Raw genomic sequence first — 22884 nt, forward strand, 5'->3', positions numbered from 1 at the left:
CCGTCGCACGTGCGACCCAACAGGGGGCAGGGGAACAGATGGTGACGAAGTACCAGAAAGGACCGGGGGCGCGGGCCGCACAGTGCCCGGCCCCGCTGCCCGACCTGTCCGGCCTCGATCTCGCCGCGCTGCGGGGCATCGACCACCCCGTCCTCGCCGAGGTCATCGAGGGCATGGTCGAGCGCGTGACGCATCCCGCCGAGATCCTCAACGCCTTCGACTCCGGGGTCGACTGACGCGCCGCCCCCGCCCGCCCGCAGGTCACGGGTTGACCACTTTCCGCCGTTAGCCGCGCCCGTCCGAAGGGCAGGGATGGACCGTCCGCTGCGGGAGGAACAGGCGATGAGGCACACGACCACACGCGATGCCGTGCTGCCCACGCCCACGTCCGCGCCCACGCCCAGGTCCGCATCCAGGTCCACGTCCGAGTCCGCGTCCACGGCCGACCCGCACCGCGCGCACGCCCCCTGGCCGTACGCCCGGCTCGACGTCCCCGCGTTACGGGCCGCCGGCCACCGCCCGTACCCGCTGCGGCAGTTCGTGCTCAAGACGCACAGCCGGTGCAATCTCGCCTGCACCTACTGCTACGTGTACGAGATGGCCGACCAGAGCTGGCGCGCGCAGCCGCCCGTCATGGCCGCCGCGACCGTGGCCCGCACCGCCGAGCGGATCGCCGAGCACGCCGCCGCGCACGAGCTGCCGCGCGTCGACCTCGTCCTGCACGGCGGCGAACCGCTGCTCACCCCGCCCGCCACCCTCGCCGCGCCCGTCGAGGCCGTCCGGGCGGCCCTCGCCCGCACCGCCCCGCGCACCCGCGTGACCGCCACCGTGCAGACCAACGCCACCCTGCTCACCCGCTCCCGGCTGGACGCCCTGGCTGCGGCCGGCATCCGCGTCGGCGTCAGCCTCGACGGCGGACTGCCCGCGCACAACGCCCGCCGCGTCGACCGCGCGGGCCGCCCCGGCTTCCCCGCCGCCGCGCGCGGCCTGCGGCTGCTGGCCCGGCACCCGGAGAGCTACGCGGGTGTCCTGAGCGTCGTCGACCTCGCCCAGGACCCCGTGGAGACGTACGAGTCCCTGCTGGCCTTCGCCCCGCCGAGCATCGGCCTGCTGCTCCCGCTGGCCAACTGGAGCACACCGCCGCCGGGGGCCCGCCCCGGCGCCACGCCCTACGCCCACTGGCTGACCGCCGTCTTCGAGCGCTGGTGGCACGACCGGGAGCGCCGCACCCGGGTCCGGCTCTTCGAGGAGATCATCGCCCTGCTGCTCGGACTGCCCGCCGCCACCGAGACCCTGGGCCTGGCCCCCGCCACCACCGCCGTGATCGAGACCGACGGCAGCATCGAGCAGGCCGACTCCCTGAAGTCCGCCTACGAGGGCGCCGCCCGCACCGGGCTGCACGTGGACGCCCACTCCTTCGACCGGCTGCTGGACCACCCAGGTCTCGCCGCCCGCCAGCTCGGCCGGGCCGCCCTGGCCGACGCCTGCCGGGCCTGCGAGGTCGTCGAGATCTGCGGCGGCGGGCACTACCCCCACCGCTACCGTGCCCGCGAGGGCTTCCGGCAGCCCTCCGTCTACTGCGCCGACCTCCAGGCCCTGATCCGGCACATCGCCGCCGCCGTGCACCACGCCGCCGCCGGCCCCGCGGGCCACCGGGCCGGCGCGGGCCCCCGGACGGGCGGCCCCCGGACCGCCGGCGACCACCGGACCGAGCGCCCGAGGGCCGCCTCGTGACCGCGCACCCCCTGCCCGGCTTCACCGTCGGCGCCCCGCTCCTCGCCGCGCTGGCCTCCACCGAGCCCTCCCCGGAAGGGACGGCGCTGGTGCGGAACGTGCGATGGTCCAAACGGCTCGTGCTGCTGCGCGGGGTGCTCGACGCCGCGCCCGGCGGCGAGAGCGCCGAACACTGGGCGCTGCTGGAGGAGGCCGAGCGCCGCGACCCCGCCGCCGTGCGCGACGTCCTGCACTACCCGTCCACCGGGGTGTGGGCCGAGGAGACCCTGCGCCGGCTGCACGCCCGCCGCGGCCCCGCACCCGACCTCGGCCACCTCGGCGCGCTCGCGGTGGCCGCGGCCCTGCGCGCCGGACTGGAGTTCAAGGCCACCCTGCGGCCCGCCCAGGGGCGCCTGGCCCTGCCCACCCTCGGCGTCCTGCGCCCGGCCCGGCCCGGACCCCAGGTCCTGACCGAGCGCTCCTGGGACCCCGAGGACCCCACCGTCCTCGCCCTGCACACCCTGCCCGGCGGGCACGCAGCCCTCGACGACCTCGACCCGTACCGGGCGTCCGCCGCCGCCCCCGTACGCCCCGCCCGGCGGCTGACCCCGCGCGGCCACAAACGCTGGGACACCCAGTGGGCCGGCGCCCTCACCCTGCTGGAGCGCTACGACACCGCGCGCGCCGGGGAGGCCGCGGCGCTGCTGCGCAGCATCGTGCCGCTGGCCGGCGGATCCCGCTCCACCGGCGCCACGCTGCCCGCCGCGCCCGGCTCCGTCCTCGCCCGCGGCCAGGCCCCGCCCGCCCTGGCGGCCACCCTCGTCCACGAGGTCCAGCACGGCAAACTCGCCGCCCTCGGCGACCTGCTCGCCCTGCACACCGCCGACCGCACCCCGCGCCACTGGGCGCCCTGGCGCGCCGACCCGCGGCCGCTGGAGGGACTCCTGCACGGTACGTACGCCCACCTGGCCCTGGCCGGGTACTGGCAGCGGGCCGCCCTGTACGGTGCCCGCGGCGCGTGGGCCCAGCACGCCCGCTGCCGGGCACAGGTCGCCGCCGTCCTGCCCGTCCTGCGCGCCACACCCCAACTCACCAGGGCGGGGCGGCAGTTCATCGAGGCCATGGCGGACGCGGAGCGGGCCATGGACGAGCCGGCACCGCCCGGCGACCAGTACCTCACCGCCCGCCGCGCCGTCGCCCGGGAGCGCCGCGCCTGGTACGAGGCACACCCCGAACTCGCCGTGTCCGCACCGGGTTGAGCCCCTCCCCGCTGCGGTAAGTTCTCAACCCCGTCCACCGCCCGGATTCCCAGGGAGACGGCCGCATGACCACCAGCCGGCAGGACCGCGACGCATCCCCACCCCCCTCGCCCCAGCGCTTCACCATCAGCTTCGCGGGCTTCAACCGCCCCTGGGCCGTGTGGATCGCCCACCGCCTGGAGGAGCACGGCCACCGGGTCGCCCTGCAACGCTGGGACCCCCAGCGCAGCCCCTCGCTCACCGAGGCCCTCGACGACCTCGCCCGGGCCGGCAGCAAGATCCTCGTCGTCCTCAGCGAGCGCTACTTCTCCGTCGGCACCCACTCCGAGGACGAGTGGAACACCGCCCTGCGGCACATCACCGAAGCGCACCCCGACCGGTTCGCCGCCGTCTGCCTGACCGACTCCCCGCTGCCCACGGCCGTCGCCGCCCTGGAGAAGGCCGACCTGTGGGGCCTGGACGCGTACGAGGCGGAGTACCGGGTGCTGCGCCGGCTGGAGCTGCCCACCGAGCGGATCGGCACCGAGACCGGCCGCCGCGGCCCCCGCTTCCCCAACGACCCGCCGGAGATCTGGGGCCGCGTCCCGCGCCGCAACCCGCGCTTCACCGGCCGCAACGACGTCATCGGCAAGCTGCGCGCGGCCCTCACCGACGCCCCGCCCGGCGCCGCCACCGTGACCCTGCTGGGCCTGTCCGGCGTCGGCAAGACCCAGGTCGCCACCGAGTACGCCTACCGCTTCGCCTCCGAGTACGACGTGGTGTGGTGGGTGCCCGCCGAGGACCGGCCGACCCTGCGCGAGCGGCTCGCCGACCTCGCGGCCGCCCTGCACCTGCCGCGCGGCGCGGGCAGTTACGGCGAGCAGATCCGGGCCGTGCTCGAAGCGCTGCGGCGCGGGACGCCGTACAACCGGTGGCTGCTGGTCTTCGACGGCTGCGACAACCCCGACGACCTCACCGACCTGCTCCCCGCCGGCGCGGGCGATGTGATCATCACCTCGCGCAACCGTGAATGGGCCTCCCGCCACACCAGCCTCGTCGAGGTCCCCCTCTACGCCCGCCCCGAATCCATCACCTTCATCCGCCGCCGCGCGCTGCGGCTGACCGCCGACGAGGCCGACCAGCTCGCCGAGGCGCTGGAGGACTACCCCCTCGCCCTCGACCAGACCGCCGGCTGGCTGGCCGATTCGCCCCTGACCGTCGGCGACTACCTGGCGCTGCTCCAGCGCCGGCTGGACTCGCGGGAGGCGGTCACCGTCTCCGACGACTACCCGCTGCCCTTCCCCACCGCGCTCGCGATACTCCTCAACAACGTGCGGGAGAACTTCCCCGACGCGCTCGCGCTGCTGCGGCTGTTCGTGTTCTTCGCACCGGGCCCGGTCCCGCTGCGGCTGCTGCGCGAGTTCCCCGCCGACGACGTGCCCGAACAGCTCGCCGGGCTGATCAACGACCAGATCCGGTGGAACGCCGCCCTCAACAAACTGGTGCAGTTCTCCGTGGTCCGCCTGGAGTACTCCGACCTCGCCGTCGAGGAGGGCGGCGGCGGCCTGGAGACCGTCCAGCTGCACCGGATGGTGCACGGCATCGTCCGCGAGAACCTCTCCGAGGAGGAGTCCGCGCCGCTCGCGCGGGCCGTACGGCAGGTGCTCGCCGCCGCCGACCCGGGCCGGTCCTCGGACTCCCGGCAGTGGCCGCGGTTCGCCGAGCTGATCCCGCACCTGGAACCGTCGGGCGTCCTGACCAGCTCCAACCCGCGGATCCAGACGTTCCTGCTGAACTGCCTGCGCTACCTGATCCTGGCCGGGGAGTACCGCACCTGCCTGCGGCTGGCGGAGGCGACCGACCACGTCTGGCGGGCCATGCTCGGCGACGACCACGACAAGGTGCGCGAGCTCAGCTACCACTACGGCGGGGCGCTGCGCAATCTCGGGCTGTTCCGGCCCGCCGAGACCCTCACCCGGGCCGTCGCGGACCGGCTCCAGGCCGAACGGGGCGACCGGGACCTGGAAACCCTGCGCGCCACCAGCGCCTACGGCGGTGTCCTGCTGTGCATCGCCAAGTTCGAGCCGGCCAGACTGCTGTTCGAGCAGGGGCTGGCCACCTACCGGGAGCTGCTGGGCGAGGACCACCCCACCACGCTCAACGCCCAGAACAACCTGGCGGCGACCTACCGGCTGCTGGGCCGCTACCAGGACGCGTACGACCTGGACCTGGACACGCTGCGCAGGCGCGAGCGGGTGCTGGCCGCCCACCACATCTCGACGCTGTCCTCCGGCATCGCGTGCGCGATGGGGCTGCGGCTGATGGGCCGTTACCGGGAGGCGCAGACCCGGCAGGAGCAGGGGCTGCGGCTCAACACCCAGGTGCTGGGCCTGAACCATCCGCAGACCCTGCGCGCCGAGCACAACCTGGGCATGTGCCTGCGCCGCTCCGGGGACATCCCCGGGGCCGGGCACCGGCTGCGGACGGTGTGGGAGCGGGCGACGCGGGTGTTCGGCGCGGACTACCCGTGGACGCTGATGGTGGCCTCGGACTTCGCGACGTACCTGCGCGAGTACGGCGACATCGAGGAGGCGCGGCGGATCTCGGAACAGGTGGTCCGCGCCTACCAGTCGCAGCTGGGCCTGGCCCACCCGTACAGCATCGGGACGGTGGGCAACCTGGGGCTGGTGCTGCGGGCGCAGGGCGAGCGGGAGGCGGCGCTGAGCCTGTGCGAGCAGGCGCTGGTGGGGATGCGGGGCGCGCTGGGGGAGCGGCACCCGTGGACGCTGGGGTGCGCGCTGAACGCGGCGGGCTGCCGGAACTTCACGGAGCGGCTGGACGACGCGCTGGATCTGAGCCGGGAGACGCTGCGTACGACCGAGCGGGTGCTGGGGCCGGACCACCCCATGGCGCTGAGCGCGCAGATCTCGCTGGCGGCGGACCTGCGGGCGCGCCAGCACCTGGAGGAGGCGGCGAAGCACGAGGACCAGGCACTGAAGGCGCTGGCACGGACCCTGGGCACGCAGCACGTGCACACGATCTCGGCACGTCAGCGGGTGCGGCCGTACTGGGACTTCGAGCCGCAACCGTAGGTTCCCGGTGGGGCGGGGCTGCCTCCGGCGCGCGCGCCTCAATCGCCGGCGGGGCTGGAATGGGGGCCCGGCGGGGCTGGATGGGGCCAGCCGTGGCGAACGCCGGAAGGCCGGCTTCCCCGAGGGGGAGCCGGCCTTCCGGGTGGTGCGTCAGGCCTCGAAGACCTCGTTGAGCAGCTGGGCCTGCTCGGCCTGGTGGCGCTTGGCCGAGCCGACCGCCGGGCTGGAGCCGTGCGGGCGCGAGATGCGCCGCAGGCGCTCGCCCGCCGGGACGTCCGCGCCGACCGCCAGGTCGAGGTGGTCGATCAGGTTCAGCGCGATGAACGGCCACGCACCCTGGTTCGCCGGCTCCTCCTGCGCCCAGATGTACTTCGCGGCGTTCGGGAACTTCGCGATCTCCGCCTGGAGCTCCGCGCCCGGCAGCGGGTACAGCCGCTCGATGCGCACGATCGCGGTGTCCGTGATGCCGCGCTTCTCGCGCTCGGCCTCCAGGTCGTAGTAGACCTTGCCGGCGCAGAAGACGACCTTGCGGACGGCCGCCGGGTCCACCGTGGTGTCACCGATGACCGGACGGAACGAACCGCTCGTGAACTCCTCCGCCTTCGACGACGCCGCCTTCAGACGCAGCATCGACTTCGGGGTGAAGACGATGAGCGGCTTGTGGTGCGGGTTGTGGACCTGCCAGCGCAGCAGGTGGAAGTAGTTCGACGGCAGGGTCGGCATCGCGACCGTCATGTTGTCCTGCGCGCACATCTGGAGGAAGCGCTCGGGACGCGCGGACGAGTGGTCCGGGCCCTGGCCCTCGTAGCCGTGCGGGAGGAGCAGGGTGACGCCGGAGGTCTGGCCCCACTTCTGCTCGGCCGAGGAGATGAACTCGTCGACGACGGTCTGCGCGCCGTTGACGAAGTCACCGAACTGCGCCTCCCACAGGACCAGCGCATCCGGACGGGCCAGCGAGTAGCCGTACTCGAAGCCCATCGCCGCGTACTCCGACAGCAGGGAGTCGTAGACGTTGTAGCGGGCCTGGTCGTCCGACAGGTACAGCAGCGGGGTGTAGTCCTCGCCGGTCTCCCGGTCGATCAGCACCGCGTGGCGCTGGCCGAAGGTGCCGCGGCGGGAGTCCTGGCCGGACAGCCGGACCGGGGTGCCCTCCATCAGCAGCGAGCCGAAGGCCAGGGTCTCGCCCATGCCCCAGTCGATGGTGCCCTCGTCGATCATCGCCGCGCGGCGCTGCAGCTGCGGCAGCAGACGCGGGTGGACGGTGACGCCCTCGGGGATGGTGACCTGGGACTCGGCGATCCGCTTGACGGTCTCGACGGAGACCGCCGTGTTCACGGCCACCGGGAACTCGGCCTGCGCGGCCGGGACGGGGGCGCCGACGGCGGGCTGCGCCGCCGCCTCGCGGACCTCCGCGAAGACCTTCTCCAGCTGGCCCTGGAAGTCCTGGAGCGCCTGCTCGGCCTCTTCCAGGGTGATGTCGCCGCGACCGATGAGGGACTCGGTGTACAGCTTGCGCACCGAGCGCTTCTTGTCGATCAGGTCGTACATCAGCGGCTGCGTGAACGCCGGGTTGTCCGACTCGTTGTGACCGCGGCGGCGGTAGCAGATGAGGTCGATGACGACGTCCTTGTTGAACGCCTGCCGGAACTCGAACGCGAGGCGCGCGACGCGGACCACGGCCTCCGGGTCGTCGCCGTTCACGTGGAAGATCGGCGCCTCGATCATGCGGGCCACGTCGGTCGCGTACATCGAGGAACGCGAGGACTCCGGGGCGGCGGTGAAGCCGACCTGGTTGTTGATGACCACGTGCACGGTGCCGCCGGTGCGGTAGCCGCGCAGCTGCGACATGTTCAGGGTCTCGGCGACGACACCCTGGCCGGCGAAGGCCGCGTCACCGTGGAGCGCGAGGGGGAGGACCGTGAAGTCCGTGCCGCCCTTGTTGATGACGTCCTGCTTGGCGCGGGCGACACCCTCCAGGACCGGGTCGACCGCCTCCAGGTGGGAGGGGTTGGCGACCAGCGAGACCTTGATCTGCTCGCCGTCCAGGCCGGTGAAGGTGCCCTCGGCGCCCAGGTGGTACTTCACGTCGCCGGAGCCGTGCATCGACTTCGGGTCGAGGTTGCCCTCGAACTCGCGGAAGATCTGCGCGTACGACTTGCCGACGATGTTGGCGAGCACGTTCAGGCGGCCGCGGTGGGCCATGCCGATGACGACCTCTTCCAGGCGCGCCTCGGCCGCGGAGTCGATGACCGCGTCGAGCAGCGGGATGACGGACTCGCCGCCCTCCAGGGAGAAGCGCTTCTGGCCGACGTACTTCGTCTGCAGGAAGGTCTCGAAGGCCTCCGCCGCGTTCAGGCGGCGCAGGATCCGCAGCTGCTCCTCGCGCTCCGGCTTGGTGTGCGGGCGCTCGATGCGGTCCTGGATCCAGCGGCGCTGCTTCGGGTCCTGGATGTGCATGAACTCGACACCGGTGGTGCGGCAGTACGAGTCGCGCAGCACGCCGAGGATGTCGCGCAGCTTCATCATCGACTTGCCGGAGAAGCCGCCGACCGCGAACTCGCGCTCCAGGTCCCACAGGGTGAGGCCGTGCTCGGTGATGTCGAGGTCGGGGTGCTTGCGCTGCTTGTACTCCAGCGGGTCGGTGTCGGCCATGACGTGGCCGCGGACCCGGTAGGAGTGGATCAGCTCGAAGACGCGGGCGGCCTTGGTGACGTCGTCGTCGTGGCTGGCGTCGATGTCCCGGAGCCAGCGGACCGGCTCGTACGGGATGCGCAGCGACTCGAAGACGTCGTCGTAGAAGCCGTTCTCGCCGAGCAGCAGGTTCGCGACGATCCGCAGGAACTCGCCGGAGGCCGCGCCCTGGATGACCCGGTGGTCGTACGTGGACGTCAGGGTCATGACCTTGGAGACGGCCAGCTTGTTCAGGGTGTCCTGCGAGGTGCCCTGGAACTCGGCGGGGTAGTCCATGGAGCCGACGCCCATGATGACCGACTGTCCGGGCATCAGACGCGGCACGGAGTGCACGGTGCCCAGGCCGCCGGGGTTGGTGAGGGAGACCGTCACACCGGTGAAGTCGTCCATCGTCAGCTTGCCGACGCGGGCGCGGCGGACGATGTCCTCGTAGGCCTGCCAGAACTCGAAGAAGTTGAGGGTCTCGGCCTTCTTGATGCCGGCGACGACGAGCTGGCGGTCGCCGTTGGGCTTGACCAGGTCGATCGCGAGGCCGAAGTTCACGTGCTCCGGCTTGACCAGGGTCGGCTTGCCGTCCTTCTCCGCGAAGGAGTAGTTCATCGACGGCATGGCCTTGATCGCCTGCACCATCGCGTAGCCGATCAGGTGCGTGAAGGAGATCTTCCCGCCCCGGGCGCGCTTGAGGTGGTTGTTGATGACGATCCGGTTGTCGAACAGGAGCTTCACCGGGACGGCGCGGACGGACGTGGCCGTCGGCACCTCCAGGGAGGCGTTCATGTTCTTCGCCACCGCGGCGGCCGGGCCGCGGAGCGTCACGAGCTCGGGGCCCGCGGGGGCCTCGGTCGCGGGCGCGGCCTTGGGGGCGGCGGCGGGAGCGGCGGCGGCCGGTGCGGCGGCCGGGGCAGCGGGGGCGGCAGCGGCCGGTGCGGCGGCCGGGGCCTGGGAGGTGACAGTCACAGCAGGGGCACCAGAGGGAGTGGCAGGAGCAGGGGCAGGAGCTGACACAGGCGAAAGGGTCGGCGCGGCGCCGGCCGCCCCCGTGGCGGCGGCGTCGGGGACCTGCGGGGCCTCGGCGGTGGCGGCCTGTGCGGAGGCGCCGTCCTTCGAGACGTCCGCGGACTTCTCGGCCGTCACCGGGGCGGCTGCGCCACCCGGCTTGTAGTCGGCGAAGAAGTCCCACCAGGCCCGGTCGACCGAATTCGGGTCCTGGAGGTACTGCTGATAGATCTCGTCGACGAGCCACTCATTGGCGCCGAAGCCTGAGGCAGGGTTCTTCCCGCCCTCTGCTGCTTCGGTCGTGGTGCTCGAGTTACTGGGGGACTGTGGCGACACGGCGGCAACCGCCCTCTTCCGCTTCACAAGGTATGGACAGCGGGAATAAAGGCTACGCCTCTCGGGCGGTGTGATGCAGGCCGGGCGGGACTTACGTCGCGCAGGTCACACCGAACGGCGGGTTTCGTCGGGGGGAATGGCGGGAAACCAGCCTGGTTCGGGTAGGAGTCATCGTGGTTGCGGCCCTGTGGCTTCGCACCCCTGACGGATCCCGGGCACGTGTGGCCGAGATCATCTCCTTCCGACTCGAACCCTACGTCAACCAGCGGCCCGGGCGGTGCCGGGAAGGGTGACAAGGATTCGGCAGCCTCGTGACGATTCGGCCACGCGGATGTCACCGCCGTGCAGCCCGACCGCCCAGCGGGCGATCGCCAGGCCCAGTCCGGTGCCGCCGTCGCCGCCGCCGGTGCTGCCCCGGTTGAACCGCTCGAAGACCCGGTGCCACTGGTCCGGCGGGATGCCGGGGCCCTCGTCGAGCACCTCCAGCGTCAGGCCGCCGGGCGCCTCGCCGCCGCGGGCCCGTACGGTGACCCGGCCGTGCGGGGGGCTGTGCTTGACCGCGTTGTCGATCAGATTGGCCACCACCTGGTGCAGCCGCTCCGCGTCCGCGTGCGCGGTCAGATCGGTCGGGAAGACGTCCAGGTGCAGATGGACGTCGTTACGGGTGTGCCCGCCCGACCCGGAGGCCAGGCCCGGCCGGCCCGCGGCCGCCAGCCCCGACTCCTTCAGCACGCCCGACAGGTACGGCCAGACCTCGAAGCGCCGCGCCCGCAGCGGCACCACCCCGTGGTCCAGCCGGGACAGGTCCAGCAGGGTCTCCACCAGCCGGCCCAGCCGCTCGGTCTGCTTCAGGGCGGTGCGCATCGTCTCGGGATCGGCGGCCGAGACCCCGTCCACGACGTTCTCCAGTACGGCGCGCAGCGCGGCGATCGGCGTGCGCAGCTCGTGGGAGACGTTGGCGACCAGCTCCTTGCGGTGCCGGTCCACGGCCTCCAGATCGTCGGCCATGAGGTTGATGGTGGCCGCGAGGTCGCCCAGCTCGTCCCGGCGCCCCGCGCCCCGGACCCGGCGGGTGAAGTCGCCGTGCGAGATCGCGCGGGCGACCCGGGTCATGTCGTCCAGCGGCGCCGTCAGGCTGTGCGCCACGAACTGGGTGATCAGCATCGAGGCGATCACCGAGAAGACCGTGATGAAACGGAGCTCGGTCTCGGTGCGCAGGGCGACCAGCAGCAGCCCGGTCGTGATGAAGACCGAGACCACGACCAGCGTGCCCAGCTTGGTCTTGATCGAGAAGGGCGAGAAGGGCCGCAGCCCGGAACCGGACGGCCGCAGCCCGGGGCCGGACGGCCGCTGCGCGGAACGGGACGGCCGCTGCCCGCTCACGGCTGCGCCGGGGTCTCCAGGGCGTACCCGACGCCGTGGACGGTGCGGATCCGCTCGGCTCCGATCTTGCGGCGCAGGGCCTTGATGTGGCTGTCGACGGTCCGGGTGCCGGAGGCGTCGGCCCAGTCCCAGACCTCGGCCAGGAGCTGCTCGCGCGAGAGCACCGCGCGCGGGGTGCCGGCCAGGCACACCAGCAGGTCGAACTCCGTGGGCGTCAGGTGCACGTCCTCGGCCTGCACCCGGACCCGGCGCTGCGCGTGGTCGATCTCCAGGTCGCCCAGGCGCAGCGTGGACCCGCGCGGGGCGGTGGCGGCGATCGTCGCCCGCTCGACCCGGCGCAGCAGCACGTGCACGCGGGCGGCGAGCTCGCGCATGGAGAACGGTTTGGTCATGTAGTCGTCCGCGCCGACGCCCAGCCCGACCAGCATGTCGGTCTCGTCGTCACGGGCTGTGAGCATGAGGACCGGGACCGGACGCTGGGCCTGGACCCGGCGGCACACCTCCAGCCCGTCGAACCCGGGCAGCATCACGTCGAGGACGAGCAGCTCCGGCAGCCAGCTCTCGGCGGCCGCGACGGCGGCCGGGCCGTCGGTGGCCGTCTGCACCTGGAACCCCTCGGCGCGCAGCCGCGCGGCGATGGCCTCGGCGATCGTCCGGTCGTCCTCGACGACGAGCACCCGCCGCTGGGCGCCGGGTGTGGCCGCCGCGCCGACGTGCGTGGTGTGTGTCTGTTCCATCGTCCCGCCCCGGTAGTCCGCGTGATGGGGTGCAGCGTAGAGGAGGCACCGGCCAGCGGCTATGCGGGGTTCCGGCCGAGATGGATCACGTCCGGGACACCTCGGGCAACGGGCACCTCTTCCGTCCGTACCGAACTGAATCCGGCATTCCGCATGGCGTCCTCGAAGGCGGCGGACGGCTGCGCGGACCATACGGCGAGCACGCCGCCGGGGTTCAACCGGCGGCGGCAGGCGGCCAGTCCGGCGGGGGAGTACAGGGCCCGGTTGTCCTCGGTGACCGTCCACTCGGGGCCGTTGTCGATGTCCAGACAGAGGGCGTCGTAGCGGTCGGTGGTCTCGTGGAGATGAGTGACCAGATCGGTATGCAGGAGGGTGACGCGGGGGTCGGCCAGCGCCCTGCCCGTGAGCGCGGCGAGGGGGCCGGCGCGGTGCCAGTCAAGGATGGCGTCCTCACGCTCGGCGACGGTGATCCGCGCCCAGCCGGGCTCCGGCCGGGCGGCGGCGTGCGCGAGGGAGAACCCGACGCCGAGCCCGCCGATCAGGAGCGCGGGGCGCGCGGCCGCGGTCTCGGCGGCGGCCACGTCGACCAGTAACCGCTCCGAGCGGCCGTCCGAGGTGTCCATCAGGAAACAGCCGTTGGCGATGATCTCGTACGTGTCGCCGCGGCGGCGCAGGACCACCTCGCCGTGCGGGCCCTGGCGGCGGTCGAGGGTGACGGGTGTGGGTGGGGCGGTGGGTGCGGCGGTGGGGACGGGGACTGTCACGGGCGGCTCCTCCCTGTGACCGGCCGGTCACTCGTCTTCCCAACGAGGGCCGGCGGCCGGTTGTTCCGGCCTCGGGGATCTCGTCCGCACCGGGGGCGCGGCACGTGGTTCCTAAGCGGTCTCGAACGAGGGGAGCGCGTCCAGGACGGCGCGCAGCCGGTCCGGGATACCGGCGGAGTCCGCCACCACCTCGCGGCCGTCGTACACGAAGGCCCAGGTGTAGCCGTCGAAGACGGGCCGGTCGCCCAGCAGGGTGCGGGGCAGCGTGGCGAAGCCGGCGTCCTGCAGGGCCGTGCGCAGCCGGCCGAGCCCGGCGCCGCTCAGCCTGCCCTCGCCGACCGTACGGGCGCGGCCGTCCAGCCGGGTCCATGAGCCGTCCCCCTTGACCAGGAGGCTGCTCTGCTTCCCGGCGAAGCCGCCGCTGCGGGTGACGGTGACCAGGCGCTGGTCGGCCCGCGTGGCGGTGGGGGCCGGCGCCGGGCTCCCGGGCGCGGTCGCGGGCGGTGTCGGTGTCGGTGTCGGGCTCGGGGCGGCGGTCGGGGGCGGGACGGCCGTCGCGGGAGTCGTGGCCGCCGACGGAGTCGGCGGGCGGTCGTCCGCGGCGCCGCCCGTGGTGCAGCCGGCGAGCAGCAGCGCGCCGGACAGCACGGCACCGAGCAGCCGCCCGGTGGCCGGTCGACGGCGCCGTGCGGCCGTGTCGGAGCTCAGCACACCCCACCTCCGCAGAGAGCAAGCCGGACCCCGAGTATGGAGTCCCCACACCCGTACGGAAAGCACCCGGAGGCCGCCATCAGCAGGAACCGCCTGTGGCGCCCGCTGCCTCCGGTACCCGCCCTCGCCCTCGCCCTCGCCCTGCCCTTCGTCCTCGCGCTCGCCCTCGGCCTGTGGGGCCTGGACCGCGGGGGCAGCATGTGGCGCGACGAGTCCGTCACCTGGCAGGTGGCCCACCGGCCCGTCGGCGCGCTGGCGGAGCTGCTGGGGCGGGTGGACGCCGTCCACGGCCTGTACTACCTGCTCATGCACGAGGTCTTCGCCCTCTGGGACGGCGGGCCCGCCGCCCTGCGGCTGCCGTCCGTGCTGGCCACCGCGGTCGCCGCGGCCGGGGTCGCCGCGATCGGGCACCGGCTGGCGGGGCCACGGGCCGCGCTGTGCGCGGGCGCGGTGTACGCCCTGCTGCCGCCGGTGCAGATGTACGCCCAGGAGGGCCGCTCGTACGCGCTGGTCGCGGCCGCCGTCGTGTGGGCCACCTACCTGCTGCTGCGCGGGCGCTGGGTGGCGTACACCGCGCTGCTGGTCCTCGCGTGCTGGCTGCACGAGTTCGCCGTTCTCGCGCTGCTCGCGCACGCCGTGGCCGGCCGGCGGGTGCGGGCCTGGCGGTGGTCCGCCGCAGTCGTCGTGGTGCTGCTGACGCCGCTGGCCTGGGTCAGCACCGGGCAGGCGGCCCAGCAGCTGGGCTGGCTGGGGCGGCCGTCGTGGGCGGACTGGGCGGCGTACGCGGTGGTCGCGGGCCTTTCCCTGCTGCTCGCCCGGGGCGCCGACCGGGAGCTCGTCACGATCGCACTGCCGCTGGCGCTGCTGCCGCCCGGTCTGCTGCTGGCGGTCTCCCTGGTCCACCCGCTCTACGTCGACCGGTACGTGCTCTACGCGCTCGCCGGTCCCGCCCTGCTGGCCGGGGCGCGGGCGGCCAGGCTGGACCTGCGCGGGCGGGCGCGCCGGGCGTGGGCGTGGGCCGCGGTGGCGGCGCTGCTGGTGCCGCTGGGCTGGTGGTCGGTGTGGCTGCGGACGCCCGAGAGCCGCAAGGACGACGCGTACGCGGTGGCCGCCGCGGTCCGGGAGCGGGCGCGGCCGGGCGACGCGGTGCTGTTCCTGCCGGCGCGCCGGCGCGAGTGGCTGCTGTCCTCGCCGGACGTGTACGGCGGCCTGAGCGACCTCGCGCTCGACCGGACCCCGACGGCCTCGCACAGCCTGTGGGGCACCGAGCTGGGGGCGGCGGAGCTGCGGGGCCGGCTGATGGCGGCATCCCGGGTGATCGCGCTGCTGGACCCCGTGGGCCAGCCGGTGGACCCGTACCCGCGGGAGGCGGTCAAACGACAGACCCTGGCCACGCACTTCGACCTGTGCGCCGTCACCGAGGTGCGGGGGGCGCGCGTCGCGCTCTTCGCCCGGCCGGGAACCTGCCCGTAGCGGGTCCGGGGTCCGGGGTCCGCGATGGTTATGGATCATCAGCGGCCATCGGGTGAGGATGGTGCAGAGGATCGGCGACGCGGCCGGTCGACGAGGGGGAGGTGGGCGATGACGACGCCCGACGACACGGTGCCGGGGCCGCTGGTGGGGACCGACTGGCTGGCCGAGCGGCTGGGGCGGCCCGGACTGGTCGTCCTCGACGCCTCCGTCGGAGCGCACCGGGGGGCCGGGCGGCGGATCCCCGGGGCACGGCCCTTCGACCTCGACGGGGCACTGTCCGACCACACCAGTGCCGTCCCGCACACCATGCCGGGCGCACAGCAGTTCGGCGAGGCGCTGCGGGCGCTCGGGGTGGACGACACGGCCACCGTCGTCGTCTACGACGGCGCCGGGATCTACTCCAGCGCCCGCGCCTGGTGGATGCTGCGCGCCATGGGCTTCGACCGGGCCGCCGTCCTCGACGGCGGGCTGCCGGCCTGGGACGCCGCCGCACTGCCCGTCGAGGACGCGCCCGCCGCGTACGACGGCCCGCGCGGCGACTTCACCGCCCGGCCCCGGCCCGGGCTGATCGTGGACGCCGCGGCCGTGGCGCGGGCCCTGGCCGATCCCGCCGCCCTGGTCCTGGACGCGCGGACCCGCGGCCGGTTCGAGGGCACCGCCCCCGAGCCCCGGCCCGGCCTGCGCGGCGGCCACATGCCGGGGTCGGCCGGCCTGCCCTTCGGTGAGTTGCAGACCGAGGACGGCCGGATGCTGCCGCCCGACCGGCTGCGGGCCGCCTTCGCCGCGCTCGCCGGGGACCGCGAGACGCTGTACTTCAGCTGCGGCTCGGGCGTCACGGCGTGCGTGCTCGCGCTCGGCGCCGACCTCGCCGGCTACCGGGAGCTGGCCGTGTACGACGGCTCGTGGAGCGAGTGGGGCCTGCCGTCGTCCGCGCGGCCGGTGGTCACCGGGGGTTAACCCCACCCCGGGGCCGGGCACCTGCCCCATCGGCGCGGGGCGGCCGCGCGGGAACACTGGACGCATGACCACTCGTCGCGCGTCCGCATCCGCCACGGCACCCGTACCCGCCAGGGCGTCCTCACCCGCCACCGCCCTGGCCCTGGCCCTGGCCGGCGCCCTCACGCTGACCCTGACCGGCTGCTCCCTCCTCGACGAGCGCAAGCGGATGACGGCCGACGCGACGGTCACCGAGGCCGTCACCGCCGTCGAGGTGACCGGCGCGCGCTCCGGCTCGGTGGAGGTCACGACGGGTACCGGACCGGGCGTCACCATCGGCCGTACGGTCCACTACTGGGGTGGCAGCGCTCCCCGGCCCACCGAGCGGCTCAGCGCCGGCACCCTGAAGCTGGCGGTCGACTGCTCCGACTGCACCGTCGACTACCGGCTCGCGGTGCCGGCGTCCGCCAAGGTGACGGTGGACAGCGACAGCGGCCGGATCTCGGTGACCGGCGTCGCCGCGGCCGACCTGCACTCCGACTCGGGCTCCATCCGGGCCGAGGGCATCGCCGGCCCGGTCCGCCTGGACACCTCCTCGGGCTCCATCACGGGCTCCGCCCTCGCCTCCCCGTCCGCGCGGGTCACCACCGAGTCGGGCGACGTCCGGCTGGACTTCACCGCGGCCCCGTCCGCCCTGACGGCCACGGCCAGTTCGGGCGACGTGACCGTCCGGGTGCCGCGGGGTCCGTACCGCGTCGACACCCGCAGCGACTCGGGCGAGCGCAGCGTCTCCCTGCCCTCCGACCCGTCGGCCCCGTCCTCCCTGACGCTCCGTACGACCTCGGGCGACATCTCCCTCGCCGCCGGCTAGCCGCCGCGGGCCCGTTGTCAGTGGCGGGGCCTACCGTGCGACCACCGAGTGGTACGGGTCGACGGGGGTGGCGCGCATGGAGTTCAGGGTCGGGCGGGCGGAGCTGGCAGGGGCCGTGGGGTGGGCGGCGCGGGCGGTGCCCGCGCGGACGCCGGTGCCCGTGCTGGGCGGGCTGCTGCTGGACGCCCGCGACGGGCGGCTGCGGGTGTCCGGGTTCGACTACGAGGCGTCCGCGCGGGTCGAGGTGCCCGCCGCCACGGCGGTGGAGGGCAGCGTGCTCGTGCTGGGGCGGCGGCTGCTCGACATCTGCAAGGTGCTGCCCGAGGGGGAGGTGACGTGCGTGCTGGACGGGGCGCGCTTCACGGTGGAGGGCGCCGCGGGCACCCGGTTCGGGCTCTCCACGCTGCCGCGGGAGGAGTACCCGCCGCGGCCGGCCCTCCCGGCGGTCCGCGGCGAAGTGGACGCGGCCGCGTTCGCGGAGGCCGTCGCGCAGGTGGCCGTCGCCGCCGGACGGGACGAGGCGCTGCCGGTGCTCACGGGGATCCAGGTCCGGCTGGACGGCGCGGAGCTGACGCTGGCCGCCTCCGACCGGTACCGGTACGCCGTGCGCACGCTGGCCTGGCAGCCGGGGGACCCCGGCTCCGACGCCGTGGAAGTGGTGGTCCCGGGCCGGCGGCTCGCCGAGATCGCCCGGTCCCTGGCGAAGTCCGGGCCGGTCCGGATCGGCTGCGAGGGCGGCCTCATCGGCTTCGAGGCCGGTGGCCGGGCCGCCACCCTGCGGCTGCTGGAGGGCCGGCTGCCGCGGTACGACAAGCTGTTCGCGCTGGACGGCGCCGCCGTCGCCGTCACCGGGCGCGCGGCGCTCGCGGACGCCGTCCGCCGGGTCGCCGTCGTCGCGGAGCCCCACAGCCCCGTCCGGCTCGACTTCCGCGGCGACGGCAGTGTCCTGCTCCGGGCCGGGTACGCCGACGACGTCGCCTCACAGGCGCTCGCGGCCACCCTGACCGGCGCGGACGCCATGGCCGTGGCCTTCAACCCGGCGTACCTGCTGGACGCCCTCACCTCCTTCACCGGCCCGGACGTCCGCTTCGACCTCCAGGGCCCGGGGCAGCGCGTCCTGCTCGGCACCGGCACCGGCGACACCGCCACCGGCGACACCGGCCACCGGCACCTGCTGATGTCCGTCCGTCAGCTCGACTGACGGCGCACCATCTCGGCGATCCAGGCGGGCGCGTACGGGGAGGTGCAGTTCGGGGGAGTCGGGTAGTCCTTGAGCACCTCCAGGCGCTCGCCGATGCCGATCGCGCGGGCGCGCAGCTCCGGGTGCTCGATGCCGATCTGGGCCAGGCAGTGGTTCATCGCCCACTGCAGACGGTCCGGGGCGTCCTTCATGTCCGCCTCGATCACGTCCAGCAGTCCCGCGAGGTCCAGCCCCGCGGGCCGCTTCGCCACCCGCTCGGTGGTCAGCGCCCAGCCGGCGCTCGCGACCACCGGGTCCGGGTCGGCGGTCCAGGCCAGGCGCAGCTCCTCGGCGTGCGGGCTCTTCTTCACCACGTAGTTGACGAGCCAGTCGTGCACCTTGGGCGTGCGGGCCCCGCGCAGCATGCCGTCCAGCTCCTCGCGCCCGAACTCCTTCGGGCGGCAGATCAGCAGCGCCACCAGCCGTGCTGCGCTGTCGTCCGTCGCCCACAGCTCGCGCGCCAGGTCCTGTTGCGTCTTCAGCCGCTTGGCGAGCGCGCGCAGCTTGGTGAGGTTCACCCCGTGGTCGTCGCCGTGGCGCTCGTTCACCGCGCGCGTCTTCGGGTCCTCCAGCGCGGCCAGCTCGGCCCTGACCTGCGCCACCGTCGTTCCGGTCACCCCGGGCCTCCTGTCCTCGGGCAGGGCGGTCCCTGCACGGCCAGGCTACGCCGGAGGCGTGTTCGCCGGGGGCGAACGGGGGTTGGGGAACATTGGGAGGCGCACCTGCATTGAGTCGGCATAGCTCAACTTCACTGCCGGAGGGAAGATCATGGCTTCGACGTCCGTAACGCTCACTCTGCCCGTGCTGCCGCTTGACGACGAGGTCGTGCTGCCCGGAATGGTGGTTCCGCTGGACCTGTCCGACGCCGAGGTACGGGCGGCCGTGGAGGCCGCCCAGGCGGCGGCCAAGACCGGCAAGCCGCGGGTGCTGCTCGTGCCGCGCGTCGACGGCACGTACGCCGCGACGGGCGTGCTCGGCACCGTCGAACAGGTGGGGCGGCTCTCCGACGGCGACCCGGGCGCCCTCATCCGCGGGCGCGGCCGGGTCCGCATCGGCGCCGGCACCACCGGCCCCGGCGCCGCGCTCTGGGTCGAGGGCGAGACCGTCGAGGAGCACGTGCCCGACCCGCTGCCCGGCGCGGTCACCGAGCTCGTCAAGGAGTACAAGGCGCTCGCCACCAGCTGGCTCAAGAAGCGCGGCGCCTGGCAGGTCGTGGACCGGGTCCAGGGCATCGAGGGCGTCTCCGCCCTCGCCGACAACTCCGGCTACTCCCCGTTCCTCACCGTGGCCCAGAAGGTCGAACTGCTGGAGACCGCCGACCCCGTCGCCCGCCTGCGGCTCGCCGTGAAGTGGCTGGGCGAGCACCTCGCCGAGCAGGACGTCGCCGAGTCCATCGCCAAGGACGTGCAGGAGGGCGTGGACAAGCAGCAGCGCGAGTTCCTGCTCCGCCGTCAGCTGGACGCCGTACGCAAGGAACTGCGCGAGCTGAACGGCGACGCGGAGGGCGAGGAGTCCGACGACTACCGGGCCCGCGTCGAGGCAGCCGACCTCCCCGAGAAGGTCCGCGAGGCGGCCCTGAAGGAGGTCGAGAAGCTGGAGCGCGCCAGCGACCAGTCCCCCGAGGGCTCCTGGATCCGCACCTGGCTGGACACCGTCCTCGAACTGCCCTGGAACGAGCGCACCGAGGACGCCTACGACATCCAGGGCGCGCGGGCGGTGCTCGACGCCGAGCACGCCGGGCTGGAGGACGTCAAGGACCGCATCACCGAGTACCTGGCGGTGCGCAAGCGGCGCGCCGACCGCGGCCTGGGCGTCGTCGGCGGACGGCGCGGCGGTGCCGTGCTCGCCCTGGTGGGCCCGCCCGGTGTCGGCAAGACCTCGCTCGGCGAGTCCGTGGCGCACGCCATGGGGCGCACGTTCGTCCGGGTCGCGCTGGGCGGCGTACGCGACGAGGCCGAGATCCGCGGCCACCGGCGGACGTACGTCGGCGCCCTGCCCGGCCGGATCGTGCGGGCCATCAAGGAGGCCGGCTCGATGAACCCGGTCGTCCTGCTGGACGAGATCGACAAGGTCGGCTCGGACTACCGGGGCGACCCGGCGGCCGCCCTGCTGGAGGTCCTGGACCCGGCGCAGAACCACACCTTCCGCGACCACTACCTGGAGGTCGAGCTCGACCTCAGCGACGTGGTGTTCCTGGCCACGGCCAACGTCCTGGAGGCCATCCCCGAGGCACTGGCCGACCGGATGGAGCTGGTCCGGCTGGACGGGTACACGGAGGACGAGAAGGTCGTCATCGCCCGTGACCACCTGCTGCCGCGCCAGCTGGAGCGCGCGGGCCTGGGCGCCGACGAGGTGAGCCTGGAGGAGGACGCGCTGCGCAAGCTGGCCGGGGAGTACACCCGGGAGGCGGGCGTGCGCACCCTGGAGCGGACCATCGCGCGGCTCCTGCGCAAGGTGGCCTCCCAGCACGAACTGGGCGGGCGCGAGCTGCCCTTCGCCATCGGCGAGGGCGACCTGCGCGGCCTGATCGGGCGGCCGCACCACGTGCCGGAGTCCGCGCAGGACCCGGCCGAGCGGCGCACGGCGGTGCCGGGCGTGGCCACCGGCCTCGCGGTCACCGGCGCGGGCGGCGACGTGCTGTTCGTGGAGGCCTCGCTGGCGGACCCGGAGACGGGCGCGGCCGGACTGACGCTGACCGGCCAGCTGGGCGACGTGATGAAGGAGTCGGCGCAGATCGCGCTCAGCTTCCTGCGCTCGCACGGCGCCGAGCTGGAACTGCCGGTCGCCGACCTGAAGGACCGGGGCGTGCACATCCACTTCCCGGCGGGCGCGGTGCCCAAGGACGGCCCGAGCGCGGGCATCACCATGACCACGGCGCTGGCCTCGCTGCTGTCCGGGCGGCAGGTCCGCACCGACGTGGCCATGACCGGCGAGGTCTCGCTGACCGGGCGGGTGCTGCCGATCGGCGGGGTCAAGCAGAAGCTGCTGGCCGCGCACCGGGCCGGGCTGACCACCGTGATCATCCCGAAGCGGAACGAGGCCGACCTGGACGACGTACCGGCCCAGGTGCTGGAGCGGCTGGAGGTGCACCCGGTGACGGACGTGCGCCAGGTGCTGGAGCTGGCGCTGACCGAGGCCGGCGTGGCGGTCACCGCAGCGGCCTGACCCGGCGGGCAACCGCCGCGGCCCGGGCGGTCCGGCGCGTACGGCTACGGCGGGCGATCCGACATGCGACCGGCACGGCGTGTGCGCACGACACGGCCCGGGACCCGCGGCGGCGGGGCCCGGGCCGGGTCCTGCGAAACTGGGGCCGAGCCGGGCCGGCCGGGCCCGCACCACCACGGACAGGAGCAGGACGTGCACGGGAGCGAAGACCAGGAGTTCCTCGCGCTGGAGCGGGAGCTGTCCGTCTTCCTCCGGCGCGCCCGGGCGTCCTCGGGCGAGATGGCCCGTGAGCTCCACCCCGGGCTGGAGCCCGCGGCGTACGGCCTGCTGGTCCGCCTGGAGGCGGCCGGCCGCCAGCGCGCCACCGAACTGGCCGCCTACTTCGGCGTCGGCAAGGCCACGATGAGCCGCCAGCTGCGCGCCCTGGAGGACCTCGGTCTGATCGCCCGCGACCAGGACCCGGCGGACGGCCGCGCCTTCCTGGTCGGCCTCACCCCCGAGGGCCGCGACCGCTTCCTCGCGGTCCGCGACGCGCGCCGGGAGCGGTACATGCGCAAGCTGGCCGACTGGGACCGCGGCGAGGTCGCGGAACTGGCCCGCCTGCTCAACCAGCTGAACCAGGGCTCGGAGTAGCCCCGCGTCGGGCAGGATCTACAGCTCCGCGTACGCCGCCGAGGCGTCGTCGTGGCGCTTGGAGCGGCCCGGCCCCGGCGGGCGCAGGGGGTCCGACTCGATCGTGCGGACCCGGTCGATCAGGCCCTGCGCGCCCTCCTTGCGCAGCACGCCCAGCAGTTGAGCCCAGTCGCCCTCCCCGAACGTGTCCGTCCACCGGCTCGCACCGTCCGTCAGCGCGGCCAGCGCCCGCACCCGCGTGCGCGGGATCCGGCCGGTCACGGCGCGGGCGGCGACCGCCGGGTCGGCCGCGGCGGTGAAGAAGCCGCCCTCCGCGTTGCGCAGCGCGTCCGTGGCGGCCACCGAGCGCAGCACCTCGCGCGGGACCCGGTCGAGCCGGTCGTCGAGGACCGCGGTCACCTCGCCCTCCGGCGACTCGAGCAGCAGCACCGAGTCGGACAGGACGAGGTGTTCGACGGACACGTCGTCCCAGCGGACCATGACCACCGTCGCCTGGGGTGTGCGGACGTGAGAAAGGTCACACCCGTCCCGGTGGGTGTCGGCCGTCGCGCGGATCGCCTCGGCCAGGACCGCCGTCAGGGGCATGTCCCGCCGCGATCCGGACAGTTCGGTCAATCGGCCGCCCAGCCGGGCCGTGAACCACGGCACGCCGTGCACGCAGCCGTCGTCCCCGCGCGGTGGCGTCACCCCGTCCAGCGCGACCAGCACACCACCGGTCCCGGACGCGGGTATCGAGGCCGACAGCCAGTCCTGATTGGGGTGTTCCGCATTGCCGGGCGCGGAGGCGAGATCGATGCGCATACGGACAGTCTGCCCTGGGATGTCCGGGTGCCGACGGGCGTGACGGGGCTCCGCCGCGGCGGGGCGGACGCGGGCGCCTGCAGGTACGTACCAATGCGCCGGAA

At 74.2% G+C, this 22884-nt stretch carries 17 protein-coding genes; 10 read left to right on the top strand and 7 right to left on the bottom strand.

Features of this window, described 5'->3' with window-relative positions; all coding sequences use genetic code 11:
* Positions 1-38 precede the first annotated feature (38 nt).
* The 4 genes from fxsA to fxsT all read left to right on the top strand — a co-directional run bounded on the left by fxsA (position 39) and on the right by fxsT (position 6043).
* Positions 39-236, top strand: a complete 198-nt coding sequence (gene fxsA / locus ACZ6KO_RS17195; RefSeq protein WP_469304763.1) for an FxSxx-COOH cyclophane-containing RiPP peptide — start codon at positions 39-41, stop codon at positions 234-236.
* A gap of 106 nt (positions 237-342) precedes the next feature.
* The gene (locus tag ACZ6KO_RS17200) at positions 343-1734 is read left to right on the top strand and encodes an FxsB family cyclophane-forming radical SAM/SPASM peptide maturase (protein ID WP_469304764.1); all 1392 of its coding nucleotides are present in this window, start codon (positions 343-345) and stop codon (positions 1732-1734) included.
* Positions 1731-2972, top strand: a complete 1242-nt coding sequence (locus ACZ6KO_RS17205) for an aKG-HExxH-type peptide beta-hydroxylase (protein WP_469304765.1) — start codon at positions 1731-1733, stop codon at positions 2970-2972. The genes ACZ6KO_RS17200 and ACZ6KO_RS17205 overlap by 4 nt, the downstream gene beginning before the upstream one ends.
* 65 nt (positions 2973-3037) lie before the next feature.
* Positions 3038-6043: an FxSxx-COOH system tetratricopeptide repeat protein gene (gene fxsT / locus ACZ6KO_RS17210; protein ID WP_469304766.1), complete on the top strand. Its 3006-nt coding sequence runs from the start codon at positions 3038-3040 to the stop codon at positions 6041-6043.
* Positions 6044-6193: 150 nt separating this feature from the next.
* Here fxsT and ACZ6KO_RS17215 read toward each other — a convergent pair whose 3' ends face one another.
* The 5 genes from ACZ6KO_RS17215 to ACZ6KO_RS17235 form a co-directional block, all read right to left on the bottom strand.
* On the bottom strand, positions 6194-10066 hold the full coding sequence (locus ACZ6KO_RS17215; RefSeq protein ID WP_469304767.1) for a multifunctional oxoglutarate decarboxylase/oxoglutarate dehydrogenase thiamine pyrophosphate-binding subunit/dihydrolipoyllysine-residue succinyltransferase subunit: 3873 nt from the start codon (positions 10064-10066) through the stop codon (positions 6194-6196).
* Positions 10067-10324: 258 nt separating this feature from the next.
* Positions 10325-11398: a HAMP domain-containing sensor histidine kinase gene (locus ACZ6KO_RS17220; protein ID WP_469305003.1), complete on the bottom strand. Its 1074-nt coding sequence runs from the start codon at positions 11396-11398 to the stop codon at positions 10325-10327.
* Between the two features lie 47 nt (positions 11399-11445).
* Positions 11446-12186 (bottom strand): response regulator transcription factor, encoded by a 741-nt coding sequence (locus tag ACZ6KO_RS17225; RefSeq protein ID WP_469304768.1) that lies wholly within the window; start codon positions 12184-12186, stop codon positions 11446-11448.
* Positions 12187-12245: 59 nt separating this feature from the next.
* Positions 12246-12950, bottom strand: coding sequence for a spermidine synthase family protein (locus tag ACZ6KO_RS17230; protein ID WP_469304769.1), 705 nt, complete (start codon positions 12948-12950; stop codon positions 12246-12248).
* A 111-nt stretch (positions 12951-13061) separates the two neighbouring features.
* Entirely contained in the window at positions 13062-13661 is a 600-nt protein-coding gene (locus ACZ6KO_RS17235; RefSeq protein WP_469304770.1) for a hypothetical protein, read from the bottom strand.
* 36 nt (positions 13662-13697) lie between these two features.
* Here ACZ6KO_RS17235 and ACZ6KO_RS17240 point away from each other — a divergent pair, with 36 nt between their 5' ends.
* The 4 genes from ACZ6KO_RS17240 to dnaN all read left to right on the top strand — a co-directional run bounded on the left by ACZ6KO_RS17240 (position 13698) and on the right by dnaN (position 18142).
* Positions 13698-15134 (top strand): glycosyltransferase family 39 protein, encoded by a 1437-nt coding sequence (locus ACZ6KO_RS17240; protein ID WP_469304771.1) that lies wholly within the window; start codon positions 13698-13700, stop codon positions 15132-15134.
* 108 nt (positions 15135-15242) lie between these two features.
* Complete coding sequence (locus ACZ6KO_RS17245) at positions 15243-16091, top strand: sulfurtransferase (RefSeq protein WP_469304772.1); 849 nt, start codon at positions 15243-15245, stop codon at positions 16089-16091.
* Between the two features lie 64 nt (positions 16092-16155).
* Entirely contained in the window at positions 16156-16941 is a 786-nt protein-coding gene (locus tag ACZ6KO_RS17250; protein ID WP_469304773.1) for a DUF4097 family beta strand repeat-containing protein, read from the top strand.
* A gap of 76 nt (positions 16942-17017) precedes the next feature.
* Complete coding sequence (gene dnaN / locus ACZ6KO_RS17255; RefSeq protein WP_469304774.1) at positions 17018-18142, top strand: DNA polymerase III subunit beta; 1125 nt, start codon at positions 17018-17020, stop codon at positions 18140-18142.
* Here the strand turns inward: dnaN and ACZ6KO_RS17260 are convergent.
* Complete coding sequence (locus ACZ6KO_RS17260) at positions 18130-18798, bottom strand: DNA alkylation repair protein (protein WP_469304775.1); 669 nt, start codon at positions 18796-18798, stop codon at positions 18130-18132. The two genes, dnaN and ACZ6KO_RS17260, sit on opposite strands and share 13 nt — an antisense overlap.
* A 151-nt stretch (positions 18799-18949) precedes the next feature.
* Between ACZ6KO_RS17260 and lon the strand changes: the two genes are divergently transcribed.
* Entirely contained in the window at positions 18950-21346 is a 2397-nt protein-coding gene (lon, locus tag ACZ6KO_RS17265) for an endopeptidase La (protein WP_469304776.1), read from the top strand.
* A 63-nt stretch (positions 21347-21409) separates the two neighbouring features.
* Positions 21410-21979 carry a MarR family winged helix-turn-helix transcriptional regulator gene (locus ACZ6KO_RS17270; protein WP_469304777.1) on the top strand — a complete coding sequence of 190 codons (570 nt, stop codon included), beginning with the start codon at positions 21410-21412 and terminating at the stop codon, positions 21977-21979.
* Between the two features lie 18 nt (positions 21980-21997).
* Here the strand turns inward: ACZ6KO_RS17270 and ACZ6KO_RS17275 are convergent, their stop codons facing one another.
* The gene (locus ACZ6KO_RS17275) at positions 21998-22780 is read right to left on the bottom strand and encodes a protein phosphatase 2C domain-containing protein (RefSeq protein ID WP_469304778.1); all 783 of its coding nucleotides are present in this window, start codon (positions 22778-22780) and stop codon (positions 21998-22000) included.
* Between the last annotated feature and the right edge of the window lie 104 nt (positions 22781-22884).

The organism is Streptomyces sp. NPDC042102, from assembly GCF_055582305.1.

Coding starts and splice junctions, on each gene's coding strand:
- ACZ6KO_RS17270 (WP_469304777.1), top strand. CDS start 21,410: ATGCGACCGGCACGGCGTGTGCGCACGACACGGCCCGGGACCCGCGGC.
- ACZ6KO_RS17200 (WP_469304764.1), top strand. CDS start 343: ATGAGGCACACGACCACACGCGATGCCGTGCTGCCCACGCCCACGTCC.
- fxsT (WP_469304766.1), top strand. CDS start 3,038: ATGACCACCAGCCGGCAGGACCGCGACGCATCCCCACCCCCCTCGCCC.
- ACZ6KO_RS17240 (WP_469304771.1), top strand. CDS start 13,698: ATGGAGTCCCCACACCCGTACGGAAAGCACCCGGAGGCCGCCATCAGC.
- lon (WP_469304776.1), top strand. CDS start 18,950: ATGGCTTCGACGTCCGTAACGCTCACTCTGCCCGTGCTGCCGCTTGAC.
- ACZ6KO_RS17275 (WP_469304778.1), bottom strand. CDS start 22,780: ATGCGCATCGATCTCGCCTCCGCGCCCGGCAATGCGGAACACCCCAAT.
- ACZ6KO_RS17245 (WP_469304772.1), top strand. CDS start 15,243: ATGACGACGCCCGACGACACGGTGCCGGGGCCGCTGGTGGGGACCGAC.
- fxsA (WP_469304763.1), top strand. CDS start 39: ATGGTGACGAAGTACCAGAAAGGACCGGGGGCGCGGGCCGCACAGTGC.
- dnaN (WP_469304774.1), top strand. CDS start 17,018: ATGGAGTTCAGGGTCGGGCGGGCGGAGCTGGCAGGGGCCGTGGGGTGG.
- ACZ6KO_RS17250 (WP_469304773.1), top strand. CDS start 16,156: ATGACCACTCGTCGCGCGTCCGCATCCGCCACGGCACCCGTACCCGCC.
- ACZ6KO_RS17225 (WP_469304768.1), bottom strand. CDS start 12,186: ATGGAACAGACACACACCACGCACGTCGGCGCGGCGGCCACACCCGGC.